Raw genomic sequence first — 16,463 nt, 5'->3', positions numbered from 1 at the left:
ATTATGTCTTATCTATTTAATTATTTTTATTGCCTTTTCCGTTGCTGTTGTTGCTGTTGCCACCACCATTATCATTTTTAGATTTGTTGCGGTTAGTCTTTTCTTCTTTATACATCTTCATTTCACCTGTACCGTTACCAGGGTTTGAATAACGACTATGGGCTGCAAATTCTTCTTGGGTAATCACACCATCTTTGTTCTTATCGAATGAGGCAAATGCGCTCACTGAGTCTCTCTTATTCAATTGTTTTGCATTCGTAGTTGAATCACTTCCCTGATTCATTTGCATGGGCATACTTGAACGGTATGTATCCAATTCAGACATACTGATCACGCCGTCACCATCGGTGTCCACGCTCTCAAATGAAGGCATAATTCTCATTGGTCGAGTATCTGTCTCTTCACTCGCCAAACTGTTAACAGACAATACGCTCGCACACACTAGTAATCCGACACTTAGTTTGTTCATAGTTAGGTACCTACTCATGACTAAAGACCTTTTAATAATAGAATAGTTAACGCTAACTGCAGCCCTATAAATGAAGTAAATAGTTTTAAAAATAAAGATTGGAATCAGAGTTTAAAAAGGCCTCTGATTTCTTTCATAACCAAAGACCTTGATGCGAATAAATACTAGATTATTTTGACTCTACAAATTCAAGTTTGGTACTAGGAAATACTTGAACGATATAGCGGCTAGTTGTGTAGATGAGAAGAGCAATACCCAACATTTCCAGCGTTTCTTCACAGGTGTAACTCATGGCATAAATAAACGACTCTGTTCCCGATTTCTGCGCGATCACACCGCCCACCAGTTCAAGCCCTATCGCACCTGATAAGAACACTACGCCAGATAGCAGATACAGTCCCAACATATTTTTTGGCAAATTCAGCAGGAATCGAAAGTAAGCAGTACCCAACACAATTGCCACAATGCCATATGGAATAACCCATGCGAAATAGAAAACACCTGAAGTATGTAAAGTCTCTCTCACTGGGCCAACGAGCATTTCATGAAACTCTGATGACTCATCTATTGATAAAAAGATAAAGATAAATGCTAAGCCAAACCAAGGAAAACTAGATTCCTTTCTCACCCGATGCATATAGCCAACCAACGCAAGTAGACTACTTGCAACAAACATCGCAAATGAAGAATACAAGGTTGGAATGTTCATTTCTGTATCAACATCGACAAGACGAATAAAGCTCTTAATATGAGGAAAATTCAGATAGAACCGAGCATATACACCAACCAAGTTGGCAATAACAAGAAGGACGATTATAAATAGAAACGTCAAAAATATAGACTTGGGATTTAACTTCACACTCACTGCGGTTCTCCACCTATATGCTGGTTCAATAAGTTAAGTCAGTTCTATTAAATATGTAACCAGACACACATTCTTTTTCGTGTAGTAATCCTAGCTAACTCATTAATGTACCGTCTAGAAATTTCTAGTATTAATTCAATTAATAGCAATATTAAGAATGTAGAACTCTAGAACAATCACACACCCGTTACTGCAAAACTCGATAGATCATTTGAGGACAAGCTCTGTATAGATCTAAATCACTGGAAGCTCTCGCAAGCAAAAACCTTTGCAGCAATCATCTACACTTTCTTGGCTATAAAGTGTACATGCAACAGCCCTACAACTAAGCCCCACACCACAGAACCAATCCCAAGAAATGTCACTCCAGACAAGGTGATCAGAAATGTGTATAGAGCGGATTCACGAATATTTTCGTCTTTAAAAGCCGTCTGAAAACACATCAATAAGGTACCGAGCAAGGCGAGACCTGCAAGAATCTGCGTCACTTCTTTAGGCAGAGCTAGGAACGTTGCCACCACCGTGGTCGCCCAAACACCGGCTATCAAATAAAAGATGCCTGCCCAAATCACAGCACGATATCTTTGAGCGGGATCTTCATCGACTTCTTTGTTCATACAAATCGCCGCGGATATCGCTGCTAAATTCACGCTAAAGCCGCCTATAGGTGCAAACAGAATATTGGCTAAACCACTACCAAGAAGCAACGGCTTGACTGGAACTTCATAAGAGTGCGATCTCATCATGGCAATACCGGGTAAGTTTTGAGAAAGCATAGTAATGATATAAAGCGGAAAGCTCAGGTTGATCATCGCTGCGATACTAAAACTCGGCGAGATCCACTCCGGTCTTGCAAACGTCAGATCAATACTTTGATTGTCGAATGCACCACTAATCACTGAATAAACAATACCAACAAGCAGCAATATCGCCATAGTGTACTGAGGCAGAAATCGCTTTCCAGCTAAAAATGCGGCAAACATACAGAAGAAGATAATAGGGTCTGTCATCACAGGGCTAAAGGTTTTCACGCAGAACGAAAGCAAAATAGCTCCCAACATTGCAGTCGCCAACTGCGGAGGGATATTAGCCAGAGCTTTACTCAGTGGTGATATCAGCCCCGTAAATACAATCAATAAGCCAGAGATGACAAATGCGCCTAGCACCACTGACATATCATATTGCCCGACTACAGCTACCAGCATAGCCGCTCCCGGCGTTGACCAAGCCGTTAAAATTGGCTTCTTGAAATACCAGGAAAAGGCAATCGAAGTGAGGCCCATTGCTAACCCAAGAGCCAGCAACCAACTTTCTATTTGAGAAGAAGTAGCACCCGCGGCCGTTGCAGCTTGAATAATTATCACCACCGAACTGGTGTAACCCACTAATACTGCGGTAAAGCCTGCCGAAACGTGACTTAAATTAAACATTCCTTTTTGCATTTCATACCCTTTTCCTAGAAATCCTTTTAGTCGTGCGTTATAACGTACGTAGCTGAGAATATCACCGTGCGCTATAACGCACAACAAGGATTTTATTTGTGGATGACACCATTTTCAAAACTCAAATAGCCAACTACTTACGTGCTCTAAGAACAAACAAAGGGTTGAGTTTAGATGCAGCATCAAAGCTAACTGGAGTTTCAAAAGCCATGCTTGGGCAAATCGAAAGAGGCGAATCAAGCCCAACCATTTCAACACTTTGGAAGATTGCCAGTGGATTAGAAACCTCATTTTCAGCTTTCTTTGCTGATGAACCAGAGCTACGAAGCAGTGAGCTGATCTTTCCTGACGATCCCAAAATGAAAGTAAATACGTTGTTCCCCTTTAATGAAGACGCTGGATTTGAAATGTTCGAAATAACCTTAACCGATCAGCATCAACAGATGTCGGAAGCCCATGATGTAGGGGTAATAGAGCATGTCCACGTTCTAAGTGGTGAACTAAATCTCTACTTTGAGGGGCAATGGCACCTTATTGGTCAAGGAGAGAGCATTCGTTTCATGGCAGATCAACCCCATGGCTATCAAGCGGTTACAGATAAGGCTGTATTTCAGAACATAGTCTGTTATCCAAGAAGATAGGTAGCTTTATATCTAAACGCTGATTTAAAAAAGTTAATCACCCACACATTACTGAAAAGGTGTTTTAATATTAATTGTAATTAATGCTTTTTTTGTATATCGTACCAACGATAAAACACTCAGATACTGATGAAGAATATTTTACTAAATGCTTCTAATTACTTGTTAAATCTGTATTTGATAAGCATCAGTGGGAAGAGTGGATAGGCAAAATGGCTCGCTGAGCATGTCAAAAGGTAAACATCAAGCGCAGTCCATTTGAAAAGGGTTCTGAGTAATTTTTATGATTTGCTCAGTTGTCTATTACTTTTCGAGTGTGAGAGTTTGATGGATTTTTCTTTGGCTCAGGCTTTAGGGTTAGTCAGTTTTGCTTTGGGTATATCAACGTTTTATCAAAAAGATGACCGTAAATTGAAAATCATTATGTTGATTTTCAATATGAATCATCTGTTGCATTACTTGTTACTCGGTTCAATGACTTCGGCTTTAAGTGCTGCCTTATCTGCCGCAAGGACCGGGACATCGATTTATACTTCCTCTAGATATGTTGCCGCTGTATTTATAGTTTTGGGTCTAACTTTAGGGTTAAGTATTTCAAACCACTGGTGGGACATGTGGCCGATTGTTGGGACTGTTATCGGGACATTCGCTGTGTTTATGCTCAGGGGGATAGCGATGCGCATTGCCTTCTTAGTTGGAGGAGTCTGCTGGTTAATCAACAATATAATCGTAGGTTCCATTGGTGGAACCATGCTTGAAGCGACCTTGATTTGCGTTAACTTGCTGACCATGTATCGCTTAGTTAGAGACGAAAAGAAAGCAGCAATTCCATCAGAAGTTATATAAGAAAGGACAAGCTATGTTCATATACAACAAAGACGTAAAATTGGAAGATCTGGGCAATGGTATATCTCGCAAAATCCTTGCATACAGCGAGAACATCATGAGCGTAGAAGTCTATTTTGAAAAAGGTGCGGTCGGTACTCTACACAACCATCCGCACGAACAACTGACTTATGTTCTTTCCGGCGAATTCGAATTCACTATAGGTGATGAAAAGAAAATCGTAAAAGCAGGAGACGCGCTCTACAAAGAACCAAACGTAATGCACGGCTGTGTTTGTTTAGAAAAAGGTGTCTTGCTAGATAACTTTACGCCAATGCGTAAAGACTTCATCGCCTGATCAAAAGTTTATTAAAACAACGACATGACAACACCCTAGAAATAGGAACTCATCGATCTCCTTGCCAGTCTCTATGACTGGCTTTTTTTATCAATCTACAATCTTAAATCGCGCCCATTCTCATTACGACTTCGCTACATGCACATATTCAATAATGACTTGATTGCCTTCCACGTGCACTTTCTGAATCTCACCATCCACACTGACTCGGTTCTGCAAATAAACGACAGACTCCCCTCTTCCACTCTTCTGTCTCAACGTTGGTAATACGTTTTCCGGTTCAACGTGTAAGTGTTTACAGAACTTTGTCACGAATGACATAGATAAAGGCTCGGTACCACGTAGAAGATTTGAAAACTCCACCTGGCTGACACCAAGACGCTTGGTTATTTCCATTTGGGTAAGATGCATTTTCGCTTTTTGCGACATCCATACATCATATAAGGCTCTTCGATCTTCTTGGCAAAATTCCATGTCATATCTCTTAAAACATCACTCAAACATATAAGTACAATGCCAAATCATCATAAGAAAAATGTCAGTCCAGAGTGAGATTCTGTCCAAGGTTTTGGCAATTTCCGTTCATTTTGCTGTTGCAATATCTCAAGGAAAGAATCTGTTTAGTATTTAAACAGCCCAAAGTAAAAAAGCCGTGTATAGGTGAGGCTATACACGGCTTTTATATATTAAACGTTGTTAATTAGTCTGCATATGGATAGTCAGCGCAGCCTAGCTTCTTAGAAATACGTCGAGCAGCAGCATGCAACTCAGTAACATATTCCACTTTCTTCTCTTCGGTAAAACGTATGGTTGGAAGAGAAATACTTAAGCCCGCGATCACTTGATGGAAACGGTCGTATACAGGTACGGCAATACAGCGCAAGCCGATTTCTTGTTCTTCCACATCTTCTGCAAAACCTTGCTCTTTAACCAGCGCTAGCTCAACGAGTAAAGAATCCACATCTTTATGCGTACGCTCTGTTGTTTGAACAAACTCAACCTCAGAAAGAATGTCGCGAACTTCCTGCTCAGGGCGAGTACATAGCAATACTTTACCGATTGCCGTCGAGTAAAGCGGATTGCGGCGTCCTATACGTGACTGCATACGTAAGTTGTATTTAGAATCCAACTTATGCACATAGATAATGCTATCACCGTCCAGAGCCCCTAGATGGAGGGCTTCCATAGTCAGGTCGGAGATGCGACGCATTTCGATGTTCGCTATCTCCACCAAATCAACATACTCAAGTGCAGCTGAACCGAGTTCAAACAGCTTTAGAGTTAACGAATAGTTCTCGGTTTCACCTTCTTGAGCAACGTAACCAAGAGATTTCATCGTTTGCAGAAAACGATATACCGTGCTTTTAGACATCATTAATCTTTGAGCTAACTCACTGATGCCAATATCCTTTTGCGTCGCAAGTGCCTGTAAAATACCAAATGTCTTCAATACGGAAGAAACAGATTCGGGTTGCTTGTCAGCTGTCATCTTGTCTTACCTATTATTCATATTCATTTTTATCGACATACTCTTTATCGCCCAATGAGCAGTTGGCATGAGCTCGATTCAGATAGAATGCCGCCTAGAGCAGCTTTCAAAAAAACTAAAACACGTTTCCAAACAACTAAACGTCCACCCGTTAATTTAAAATAATGTGCTCAAAAAAAATAGGGTTCAGTTATCTTTTTTCACAATTAATCGCCGAAGTGAACTGTTTTAGTGATTTTCATGGCCTTTTCAACAAAAAATGGCTGATAGTCAAGAAATTACATACAGTTTCATTAACATTATCTATCTTGAGCTCAGATGGCGTAGTCACTGACTAAGGCGCGCTGTTTAGAAGAGACTTGCTTGATCTCACTGATGCTATCGGAAAGAGCCTCAACACTCTTGGTATTGTTTTGCGCGCTGATTTTAATTGCCGTCAACTTTTCCACCATGACATGACTTGTTGTCAGTTGTTGCGACGTTGCAACGGATATTGCATGTGACATCTCGGCAGCAGTATCAATGCATAGTTTTACTTCCTTCACCGCATCATAAGAAATTTGAGAGCTGTGTGTGGCTTCTAACATGCTACTTTTACATTGTTGAATCAGTTGTACCGATTGAGAAACACTTTGTTGCAGCGATTGAATGTTGCCCAAAATACCGTTGGTTGATTGCGTGGTGTTAGTCGCTAATTGGCGAACTTCATCAGCAACAACGGCAAAGCCACGGCCATGTTTTCCTGCCCGAGCGGCTTCTATCGCTGCATTCAATGCGAGTAAGTTCGTTTGATCTGCAATTTCTTCGATCATCGCAAGGGCCGATTCTATTTGCTTAGCATCTTTTACTAGATGGTCAATCGTTTCTACTGCTTGATCGAGTAACATTGAAGTCGAAACAATGCACTGGTCATTGAGCTTTATATGTTCATAGCCTTTTTGAGATTCATCAACCGCTAACGCCATTCTGTCGCTGGTTGCTTTGGCCTGCTGAGCCACATGTTTGATAACGCCCTCCATCTCTTCGGTTAATGAAGCGACTTCATCGGTTAACTCAACTTGGTGTTTTAACGCTAGCTCAGTTTGGCGCGCATGGACGCTGTTATGTTCCACGACCTCATTCAGGGTATGAGAGGATTGTTGCAGTTGCCCCAATAGTCCACACTGTAGCTCACGAACCGATTCTACGTGCTTAGCCAACCACGCCATTTCTCTACTTTTGCTATACGATGCTTGCAAGGTGAGATCACGATTTGCCATCGAATTTAGAACCGCTCTTAGTGCCCTTAAGCCAGCTTGTATATTTCGAGAAGTCGCGATGACAAGCCCTAATGACAATACCCCCACAGCTGCGATGAAGGCAACCAACTGCAACATATAACGACTCTGCTGTTCTTTTACTTCCAAGACCTTGTTTTGGGCTTTAACAATTAAAACATCTCTAAAGGTCTCTAAAGCATTTATTTGTTCTCGCACATGAAAAGAGAGATTCTGCGTAATGCTTTTCTCTTCGGCAGATAACTTGATCATCTGTAAATGATTAAAAACCGCACCATCATGCTGAGTACCGTGCGCTAGTAGTGATTCAATTAACTTCTGATTTTTTTTCGACACACTGTTACTGCGCTCGGCGAGTTCCGAAACCATAGCAATGATTTGGTTACTGACTTCTTTGTTCTTGACGAAAAAAGTTTCAACCTCTTCTAGGTTGGTTGAATCCAATGCCTTGTCTGTATTGAACATAAGGGAGTCTAAACGACTACTTAAGTTCTCCACCATCATGGCACTGTTCATATCTTTCTCAGTAGCGCTCAAGGTATAAATAAAGCGTTTTACCTGTGAAGAAAGTAAGCGGTAGTTTTGTGTGCGTTTTTTCTGCTCCGATAACAGTTCACCGTGCATCTCCATCATGTTCATCAAACGTTGAAAATCTTGCTCAAAGCTTTCTGGTACCACCCACTGTAAACTTAACCCATTGTGTTGATTGTCAATTTGAGCGATTTCTTGTTTTGAGAAGTTGACGTGAACCAGTACGTGTTCACTGATCTCTTTCCATGTATCGGTGTCAAAATTAGCGATATCGTTTTCCAAATCGACCAACTCAGTTTCAACGACCGATAAGCGAGACAACTCATCCATAGAAAACTTGCCAATGTAATCTAACTGCTCCGTCAGCTTCTGACTTTGCCAATAGCCAATGCCTCCTATCGCTGTAATGACCACCAGCAAAAGGCTAGTGACAAAATAGAACCTACCAACAATAGACATTTTGTGCCAAATACTCATGCTAGATCTCCAACGAAAGAAGCCTTCTCAATATCCCTAATGAGAAGGCTATGAATAATAGAATTAAACGGATATTTCAGGCGCTAACTCAGCGACGGGAACGGCTGAAATTAACTGTTGGGTATAAGCCTGTTCCGGATGGTATATCACCTGTTCCACCGCACCCTGTTCCACGATTTTTCCGTGTTGTAGCACTAATACTCGGTCACAGAAGTACTTCACCGTAGCAATGTCGTGGGTAATGAGGATGAATGCTGTGCCATACACGTTCTGGAACTCGATAAGCAAATCCAGAACCTGTGAACGCAGTGATACATCCAGTGCTGCCGTTGCTTCATCTGCAATGACCACTTTCGGAATAGTGACCAACGCACGAGCAATAACGATACGTTGCCTCTGACCACCCGAGAATGCGTGGGGATAACGGCTTGAGAACTGAGGTGGCAACCCAACCCACTTCATAATATTACGAACACGCTCTTCACGTTCCGCTTTGTTCATTTCAGTACGCAGTTTAATTAACGGCTCTTCGATGATATCAAATACAGTCATACGTGGATTTAACGACGACCAAGGGTCTTGGAATATCAATCGAAGATCTGCAAACAGCGGGTCACGTACCACACGTTTGTAGTCAGATAGCTCAATGTCAACGTTACCTTTTTCATCAACGTATTGAATCGTACCTGATGTCGCCGGAGACATACCAAGAATGGCTCGCCCTAAAGTACTCTTACCCGAACCAGATTCACCCACAATGCCCAACGACTCACCTGGATACAATTTGAGGTGAGCATTATCAACCGCTGTCATCGTGCTTTTTTTCTGGAACACTTTTGCAGGCTTATGAAAAACTTTCGTTACACCGTTCAAATCCAGAATTGGACGAACATTGCTGCCCTCTTGCAAGCAATATGGCACTTTCACTTTTGAAGGTTTTTCTAGAGATCGCGTCGCTTCCATCAACTTTTTGGTATATGGATGTTCAGGACGTTCAAAGACTTGGCGAATATTTCCACATTCAACCACCTCTCCCTTTTCCATCACCACAACTCTGTCTGAAATTTGTGCTACTACACCAAGGTCATGAGTGATGAACAGAATCGCCATACCTATTTCATCTTGCAGCTTCTTAAACAAATCTAAAATCTCTGCCTGTGTAGTGACATCAAGGGCAGTTGTCGGTTCATCGGCGATTAAAACGTCGGGGCGAGACGCAATGGCCATTGCAATCACGACACGCTGTCTCTGACCACCCGATAACTCAAATGAGTACTTATTAATTAAACTTGATGGTTCTGGCATCTGCACTTGTTCAAGCAGTTCAATTGCTCTCATGTGTGCTTGCTGTTTCGTGATACTTGGTTCAACCAGACACAAAACTTCTTTGATTTGATCACCGACAGTGTGCACTGGGCTCAACGCTGCCATCGGCTCTTGTGAAACTAGTGAAAAGTTGAAACAGCGTAATGAACGCATACTCTTGCTGCGTGGATCCATTTGTGCAATATCAATAACATCACCCGTTTCGGTGGTGTAAAGAATCTCACCGGAATCTATTCGCCCTGGTTTATCTAAGAGCTGCATAATTGCAGACGAAGTGACCGACTTACCTGAGCCCGACTCGCCGATAACAGACAGTGTTTCACCACGATACAAATCGAATGACACATTTTTAACCGCATGGAAGTGCTCCATACTGGTCGGGAAACTCACATTAAGGTTTTTAACTTGTAGAATTTTATCGCTCATTATTTTGCTCCCTGATCATGGTATGGGTCACAGGCATCACGCAGACCATCACCAACGAAGTTCATCGCTAGAATAACAATAATTACCGCTACCGCAGGAATGAGTAGCCAAGTAGCTTCAGCCAAAGCTCGAATATTTTGTGCTTCTTGAAGTAGTACACCCCAGCTCACCATTGGAGCTTGTAGACCTAAGCCAAGGAAGCTCAATGCTGTCTCACCCAAAATCATCATAGGAATTGCGAGTGTCACTACAGCGATAATGTGGCTCATAAAGTTCGGTGCCATATAACGTCGGATAATTTCAAACGGGCTATTACCATCCAACCAAGCAGCAGCCACATATTCCTCACCACGTAATGACATAAAGCGACTGCGCACCACTCGAGCCATATCAGGCCAAGAAACTAAGCCCAAAATGATGGTAATTAAGAAGTATTTGGTTAGTGAGCTCCACTCAGCAGGCAGAGACGCCGATAGCGCCATCCACAGCGGAAGTGTCGGAATCGATTTGATGAACTCAATCGTGCGTTGAATGATGTTATCTACCGTACCGCCAAAATAACCCGACACACCACCGATCAAAATACCCAAAACAAATGTTGTGAATACCCCCATAAGGCCAACAGACAATGAAATACGTGCACCATAAATAAGACGCGACAACATATCTCGTCCCATACGATCTGAACCCAAAATGAAGAAAGGTTGCTTGGTATCGTGCGGCACGATGAACTTGTAGCTCATAGGGATAAAGCCCATCAGTTCATAAGACTCTGTTTTGCCAAAGAATGAAAAGTAAACTTTAGTCTCTGGATCCAACTGATAATGCCTCTTTAAGGTGCGCTTATCTGTTTCACTCTTATAAAACTCCAAATGAGGAGCCCAGCGCCATCCATCATGGCTATTTTCAAACAAGCTCACAGATTGTGGCGGAGCATAGGTATAGCGTCTCCAGTTATCACTCGGATCAAACGGTGCAAAGAACTCGGCAAACGCAGCAATAACGTACACAATGATCAAAAACTTCAAACTGAACCATGCCAGCTTGTGCTGACGCATTTTCATGCCTATAAGCTGCCACTGAGTTGCAGTACTTAAATCAATAGTTTTCTTGCGGCGCTTAAACAGATGCCCAAGATTACGAATAGCAGACGTAGTCATAATTAAAACTCCTTCGCAACGCCAACACGTACTCGAGGGTCAATCCAGTACAGTAAAAGGTCAGAAATCAAGGTACCAATGATGGTGAGAATGGACATGATCAATAGAACATCACCCGCAACATACATATCTTGAGAACGTAATGACGCGAGCATTAGTGGGCCAAGAGTTGGTATGTTCATTACTTGGCTTACAATAATGTCTGCGCCCAGCAACGCAGGAAGCATCCAGCCAATAGTTGACACAATCGGAAGAATCGCAATACGAACTGGGTATTTCAAAATGAGTTTTGCTTCCGTTTGTCCTTTCGCTCGCGCTGTTTTCACATAGGGCTTCTTCAGCTCATCGAGTAAGTTCGCGCGCATGATTCGAATAATGCCTGCCATACCTGCGGTACCAACAACCAGAATGTAAATCCAGCTTCTTGAAGCAGCGTCCATAAGTTTTGCCCAAGACATTGGTTGATCAAGATATGCATCAGAATATAAACCGGAAACCACGGTATCGAAGCTGTAGTAGCCAATCAGCAGAGCGACAATTGCAATCACGAAGTTAGGCGTTGCCATGCCAATGAAACCAAAAATTGTTGCTATGTAGTCTCCCCAAGAGTACTGACGTAACGCTGAATACATGCCAATCGGAATAGCGATTAGAAACTGGAAAATGAATACGGCTGCAGCAAGTGAAACTGTAGGCCATATACGTGGCTCGATCGTTTCCCACACAGACTGGTTAGTGGTTAGCGATATTCCTAAATCGCCAACTAACAATCCTGCAATCCAATTGACATAGCGTTCGCCCAGAGATTTATCCAAACCATACATTTCGCGCATGGTATGAATCATCTGCGGATCCACAGTTTGTCCCATCGCTTGAAGTTCAGCGATCTTGGCCGTAGCAAAATCGCCGGGAGGCAGATCTATGACGGCAAAAACGACAATTGATACGGCCAAAAGAGTGACGAATATCGACACCAGCCGCTTACCTGCAAACAGAAAAAAACTGTTCATTACTGTTCCTTAAATAGTGACACCAAATTGTTTACCACTGACGTGTGATGAATGTGAGCTCGAAGAAATGGACCATTTCTCAAGCTGCAACTTTTATAGGTATATTTGTTGTTATTCGTGCTAAAGATTGCCCCACTATCCCGTGGGGCAAGGACTTTCAAACGCTATTGATTATTGGCTTTTCCATAACTGGCTCATGCGCATTGGTCCAGGAGTTGGGAAGTTCCAAGACTGAGGCATGTTTTCTGGAACGTTGTGCAGTTTATTACTCACCACGACACCAGCAGGCATAGCTTCAACAGTACCAATCACGTAGAAATTTTCTTTCGCGATTTGCATGATTTCTTTCATGTATTTCTGTTGTTCTTCCTGAGAAGAGGTTTCTGTTACCTTTTTCCACAACTCAAGCTGCTGTTTCACGTAAGCTGGTGGCTCAACGGCAAACTCATTGGTTGGCTCATTTGCCCATAGGTAGTAACCCATACCCCATGTAGATTCAGGGCTGAATGGGAAGTAGTAACGAGCTTCATCAATAACACCAACACCGCCTTCACCTAGGTTAGGAATCAAATCGAAATCATTCGTTAGACGAAGGTTGATCAGGTGATTAGATTCAATGATACGGATGTCTAGGAAGATACCGACGTCTTTCCATTGGTTTTTGATCAGTTCTAATGCATCTGCAAATACACCTTTTCTGCGAGTTTCAGATATCGCTTCAATACGCAGACGCTCGCCATTCTTAAGCAAACGATAGCCTTCCGCATCACGTTTAGTCAGGCCTAAATCATCAAGGATTTTGTTGGCTTTCTTAACATCATATTGCGTGTACTGCTCTACAGCATCTTTATCATAGAAAGGCGAAATATCTGTTGGAGCAGCCTGATGTGGTCCTACAACACCTGAATAAACCGTTTCACTGATTTCTGAACGATCGATCGCATGTGAAAGAGCGATACGGAAATCCTTATTCGCGAATAGCTCACGTTTCAGAGGATCTTTAGATGTTTGGTTCAAAGGCAGTGCAAGCTCAGTGCTTAGTGTGCTAGGACGGAACTTGTAGGTGTAATTGCCCTTCTTTTCATTTTCAATCAACAAAGAGCGGTACGATGTCTGACCGATATCGCGGTGTTGGAAATCCGTTTCACCGTTTGCAGCACGAAGCACCATTTCTTCCTGATCTTCACTGTAACGCCAGCGAACAGAATCCAAATATGGTAGCTGGTTACCTTCAGTATCAACCTGCCAGTAATAAGGGTTACGTTCATAAACTGCATACGTCGCGTTTGGTCCCGGAGGTGTGGTCACTTTCCATGCGGTAAGTACCGGGCGATCTACGTTTGCATGGTGCTCAAGGAAATAATGTGCTTCACAACGTGTTGAAGCGTATTGGCGCCAAGAATCAAATCCTTTTGCCTTCGCATTTTCTACCGCTTTGTCATTGAACTTAGGCATAAATTGAGAACAGTAGTGTTTAGGGAAAGCGGTGAAACTTTCACTATCTACAGTCGCTAATGTACGGATAAACATGCCGTTTGGTTTAGCCAAAGTGATTTTCACAGTATGCGCGTCAATCACTTCTGCTTTTGCTGAATCATGAGCAGGCAGTGCTAAAGGACGGTTACCAGAATGTTCTGGGTCACCGATGATTTCATTGATATAAAATGCAATATCGTCCGCAGTGAACGCAGTACCGTCAGACCATTTCACTCCCTTACGCAGTTGAATGGTGAACTCAGTATTCTCGGTATTCGAAGTGAAACCAACCGCTAAGTTTGGAATGACTTTCGAGTATGTAGTATCAAAATTAAACAAGTTGTCATAAGCGATGGTGCGGATGCGGTGACCGTTATCCATTGCTTTACCAACTAGGTTCAAGGTTCCACCGTATTGACCGATAGACTCATTCGGCTCAACAACCAATGGATTTTCTGGTAAACGTTCCTCAACTTTAGGTAACTTACCGGACTTCACCAACTCATTCAGCTGAGGCGCTTCATTATAAGTACCTGCCCAACTTGAGAAAGACAGCGCTGCAGCAACTGCTAAAGCCGCTTTGCCCAAATGAGGTATCTTATTGTGTTTCTTCATATTTAACTCCATAAGATGATCTATTGTTTCAAGGTTTTTGTTTTAAGGAATTCAAGGCATTACATAAGCAATGCTCATATATTTCCGGCCAGAACATGGACTTCTATGTCCGTGTCACCAACATTGATGACACCCGAAATAGCGGGAACACTGGAATGCGGATACACCACGTTGGTGTTCGGAGCGCACGGGTAGCAACAGGCTTGCCCCTGACCTCTGACCAACCGCAATTCACTAAATAATTTTTTGGATTCAATTCGCGAAGGCGCTGCGGCAGCGTGACTAAACCAGCCTCGCCACTCGTCCACACAATATCCGGTCATAAGGAACGACAAATCTCGGTCACTCGTTATTCGATGAATGCGAACTTCTCGATCTGTTTGAAGACTTTGGTAGGTGGTAACGTTGCAACCATTGAATGGAGACCAGACAGAGACCAACGCCTCTCCCTCTCGATAGGCTTCAATATGTCTCGGTCTGCTATACCACTGCAGCGTGTCTGGATGCTGGAAAGCGAGAATGTTATCACCAGCCCACCCTTGGTTTATCCAACGCACACTGTCTATACAGAACCCATGAGCAGAGCTATAGGCAAACTTGTAGTATTTATCTACACATTCACGCAGCTCGTTGCTGCCAGAAGCGTTGGTCAATAAATAGCTACCGCCGTTACGCCACTGAAGATGTCTGTCGTTTACCCACTGTGGTTTTGTGGTAGGCGTCAGTGATGCAACTTCTACCTGCCAAAATGGATGAGTATCTTCCATCGCTAAAGCATTAAACGCTTTAAAAGCTAATAGCGGTGACACTGAGCTGGTATAGAATTCACTCATTAGCAAGTTAGGATATGCGAATCCCGGTAGAAGTAAGCCGTTGTTGTCAGAAATAGGCTGCTTCGCCCACCAGTTCATCCCTTGCGTCCAAAGCGTTCGCCATAAGCCAATATCAGGATGCTCTGGGTTAACTCTGGCAAGTTCGGCCCAAAAAGCTAATGCTGCGAAACGGTAATTTAATGAACGGCCGTAGGCAAGTTGACGTCCTTCAACGTCAAACCAGTCACTGTAAGTTTTCGCGAACTCTAACGCGTTACTAAGCAGTAATTCTTTACGTGGTGATTCTGGATTCCAGCGACAATACATCAAGGCGTAAAGATGAAATGCCATAGGATTGTAGTAATCCATAACACCAGTGGCACCATCTTCATACCAACCTTGCTCAAGCTGCATATCATCGATGGCTTGTAGATCGAACTCTAAGTTCAACGCATCAACAGCAATACCAACCGAAGACAGAGATTCCAAAACAAGCACGCGGAACCAATACCAGTTGTTGGGTGGCAGTGCGATGTACGTAGACGATAGCAACCATTCAGACAAATTCGCTTGTTGCTCTTCAGTTAATGGTTGCCAGTAGATTTCAGGCGCTTCCACAAGCGCCATCGCGATGGCCGACATTTCTACAACTCGTTGGTCATAGTCCTTTGCAGGTTGCCAAAACTCACTAGAATCAGGCGCAGTTCCATCGATGATTCTCTGACTCAACAAATGATTGATTTCAGGATGAACATGCTTTGCCGGAACCGCTAACCATAATAAACGGCATACATATTCAATATCTGCCGTTTGACGCGTGTAATGGGCGGCACTATTTGCTTGAACATCTAATTTAACTTGGTCGGAAATAATCATTACGTGTTGATGCAACACATTTTTGGCTAATTCTGCAACGCTCTGACGAGTCGCAAATAAATTGTCTTTCTCGGTTAAATCTTTCCAGCACACAGACATTATAAATAATCACTCAGTTAAATAAGCTGCTTCGTTGGAAATAATTTAATATCACGAATTATTATTATTAAAACGACTTTTTATATTTTCGATATCTGAGTCATAACTCCATCCATTCACCTCAATTATTTTTCGATTGCATCGCATTTTTTGACGAAAGATTAATTCACACTTTTACATAAATTATTAAAAACAAATTAACAGAACATAAATCAAGAAAAATGGAACCCAAAAAATCATTAAGCGCATCGCACTTATAGAAGAAGATATTTACTTACTTCAATATTAT

General features: G+C 42.4%; 14 protein-coding genes. 3 read left to right on the top strand and 11 right to left on the bottom strand.

All coding sequences use genetic code 11. The features are described 5' to 3' along the window. Positions 1–16: 16 nt before the first annotated feature. The 3 genes from AAGA51_RS17000 to AAGA51_RS16990 form a co-directional block, all read right to left on the bottom strand. Positions 17–469 carry an EF-hand domain-containing protein gene (locus AAGA51_RS17000; RefSeq protein WP_042480864.1) on the bottom strand — a complete coding sequence of 151 codons (453 nt, stop codon included), beginning with the start codon at positions 467–469 and terminating at the stop codon, positions 17–19. 169 nt (positions 470–638) lie between these two features. Then, entirely contained in the window at positions 639–1,334 is a 696-nt protein-coding gene (locus AAGA51_RS16995; RefSeq protein WP_042480869.1) for a hypothetical protein, read from the bottom strand. A 281-nt stretch (positions 1,335–1,615) separates the two neighbouring features. Continuing rightward, positions 1,616–2,776, bottom strand: coding sequence for a benzoate/H(+) symporter BenE family transporter (locus AAGA51_RS16990; protein WP_042480871.1), 1,161 nt, complete (start codon positions 2,774–2,776; stop codon positions 1,616–1,618). A gap of 98 nt (positions 2,777–2,874) precedes the next feature. On the opposite strand from AAGA51_RS16990, the gene AAGA51_RS16985 reads away from it, so the two are divergent. The 3 genes from AAGA51_RS16985 (at position 2,875) to AAGA51_RS16975 (ending at position 4,600) form a co-directional block, all read left to right on the top strand. Beyond that, a complete protein-coding gene (locus AAGA51_RS16985; RefSeq protein WP_042480872.1) occupies positions 2,875–3,417 on the top strand; it encodes a helix-turn-helix domain-containing protein in 543 nt (180 codons plus the stop codon). A gap of 327 nt (positions 3,418–3,744) precedes the next feature. Beyond that, positions 3,745–4,263, top strand: coding sequence for a YgjV family protein (locus AAGA51_RS16980; protein WP_042480875.1), 519 nt, complete (start codon positions 3,745–3,747; stop codon positions 4,261–4,263). A 13-nt stretch (positions 4,264–4,276) separates the two neighbouring features. After that, entirely contained in the window at positions 4,277–4,600 is a 324-nt protein-coding gene (locus tag AAGA51_RS16975) for a cupin domain-containing protein (RefSeq protein ID WP_042480878.1), read from the top strand. A gap of 123 nt (positions 4,601–4,723) precedes the next feature. Here AAGA51_RS16975 and AAGA51_RS16970 read toward each other — a convergent pair whose 3' ends face one another. From AAGA51_RS16970 to AAGA51_RS16935, 8 genes are all read right to left on the bottom strand, one after another. Continuing rightward, entirely contained in the window at positions 4,724–5,074 is a 351-nt protein-coding gene (locus AAGA51_RS16970) for a helix-turn-helix domain-containing protein (RefSeq protein ID WP_042480880.1), read from the bottom strand. Positions 5,075–5,300: 226 nt separating this feature from the next. Further along, complete coding sequence (gene kdgR / locus AAGA51_RS16965) at positions 5,301–6,089, bottom strand: DNA-binding transcriptional regulator KdgR (protein ID WP_042480882.1); 789 nt, start codon at positions 6,087–6,089, stop codon at positions 5,301–5,303. 314 nt (positions 6,090–6,403) lie between these two features. Next, on the bottom strand, positions 6,404–8,374 hold the full coding sequence (locus tag AAGA51_RS16960; RefSeq protein WP_042480886.1) for a methyl-accepting chemotaxis protein: 1,971 nt from the start codon (positions 8,372–8,374) through the stop codon (positions 6,404–6,406). 63 nt (positions 8,375–8,437) lie between these two features. Continuing rightward, the gene (locus AAGA51_RS16955; protein ID WP_042480888.1) at positions 8,438–10,126 is read right to left on the bottom strand and encodes a dipeptide ABC transporter ATP-binding protein; all 1,689 of its coding nucleotides are present in this window, start codon (positions 10,124–10,126) and stop codon (positions 8,438–8,440) included. Then, positions 10,126–11,286, bottom strand: a complete 1,161-nt coding sequence (locus tag AAGA51_RS16950) for an ABC transporter permease (protein ID WP_042480889.1) — start codon at positions 11,284–11,286, stop codon at positions 10,126–10,128. Before AAGA51_RS16950 ends, AAGA51_RS16955 begins: the two co-directional genes overlap by 1 nt. Positions 11,287–11,288: 2 nt before the next feature. Continuing rightward, positions 11,289–12,296, bottom strand: coding sequence for an ABC transporter permease (locus AAGA51_RS16945; protein ID WP_042480893.1), 1,008 nt, complete (start codon positions 12,294–12,296; stop codon positions 11,289–11,291). 171 nt (positions 12,297–12,467) lie between these two features. Then, positions 12,468–14,387, bottom strand: coding sequence for an ABC transporter substrate-binding protein (locus tag AAGA51_RS16940; protein ID WP_042480896.1), 1,920 nt, complete (start codon positions 14,385–14,387; stop codon positions 12,468–12,470). Positions 14,388–14,461: 74 nt separating this feature from the next. Further along, the gene (locus AAGA51_RS16935; RefSeq protein ID WP_042480899.1) at positions 14,462–16,174 is read right to left on the bottom strand and encodes a DUF2264 domain-containing protein; all 1,713 of its coding nucleotides are present in this window, start codon (positions 16,172–16,174) and stop codon (positions 14,462–14,464) included. Between the last annotated feature and the right edge of the window lie 289 nt (positions 16,175–16,463).

The organism is Vibrio diazotrophicus (assembly GCF_038452265.1).
Lineage (GTDB): Bacteria > Pseudomonadota > Gammaproteobacteria > Enterobacterales > Vibrionaceae > Vibrio > Vibrio diazotrophicus.
The sequence above is the reverse complement of the archived record's forward strand: the minus strand, read 5'-3'. Positions and strand labels throughout refer to the sequence as shown.

Coding starts and splice junctions, on each gene's coding strand:
- AAGA51_RS17000 (WP_042480864.1), bottom strand. CDS start 469: ATGAACAAACTAAGTGTCGGATTACTAGTGTGTGCGAGCGTATTGTCT.
- AAGA51_RS16990 (WP_042480871.1), bottom strand. CDS start 2,776: ATGCAAAAAGGAATGTTTAATTTAAGTCACGTTTCGGCAGGCTTTACC.
- AAGA51_RS16980 (WP_042480875.1), top strand. CDS start 3,745: ATGGATTTTTCTTTGGCTCAGGCTTTAGGGTTAGTCAGTTTTGCTTTG.
- AAGA51_RS16975 (WP_042480878.1), top strand. CDS start 4,277: ATGTTCATATACAACAAAGACGTAAAATTGGAAGATCTGGGCAATGGT.
- AAGA51_RS16970 (WP_042480880.1), bottom strand. CDS start 5,074: ATGGAATTTTGCCAAGAAGATCGAAGAGCCTTATATGATGTATGGATG.
- kdgR (WP_042480882.1), bottom strand. CDS start 6,089: ATGACAGCTGACAAGCAACCCGAATCTGTTTCTTCCGTATTGAAGACA.
- AAGA51_RS16960 (WP_042480886.1), bottom strand. CDS start 8,374: ATGAGTATTTGGCACAAAATGTCTATTGTTGGTAGGTTCTATTTTGTC.
- AAGA51_RS16955 (WP_042480888.1), bottom strand. CDS start 10,126: ATGAGCGATAAAATTCTACAAGTTAAAAACCTTAATGTGAGTTTCCCG.
- AAGA51_RS16950 (WP_042480889.1), bottom strand. CDS start 11,286: ATGACTACGTCTGCTATTCGTAATCTTGGGCATCTGTTTAAGCGCCGC.
- AAGA51_RS16945 (WP_042480893.1), bottom strand. CDS start 12,296: ATGAACAGTTTTTTTCTGTTTGCAGGTAAGCGGCTGGTGTCGATATTC.
- AAGA51_RS16940 (WP_042480896.1), bottom strand. CDS start 14,387: ATGAAGAAACACAATAAGATACCTCATTTGGGCAAAGCGGCTTTAGCA.
- AAGA51_RS16935 (WP_042480899.1), bottom strand. CDS start 16,174: ATGTCTGTGTGCTGGAAAGATTTAACCGAGAAAGACAATTTATTTGCG.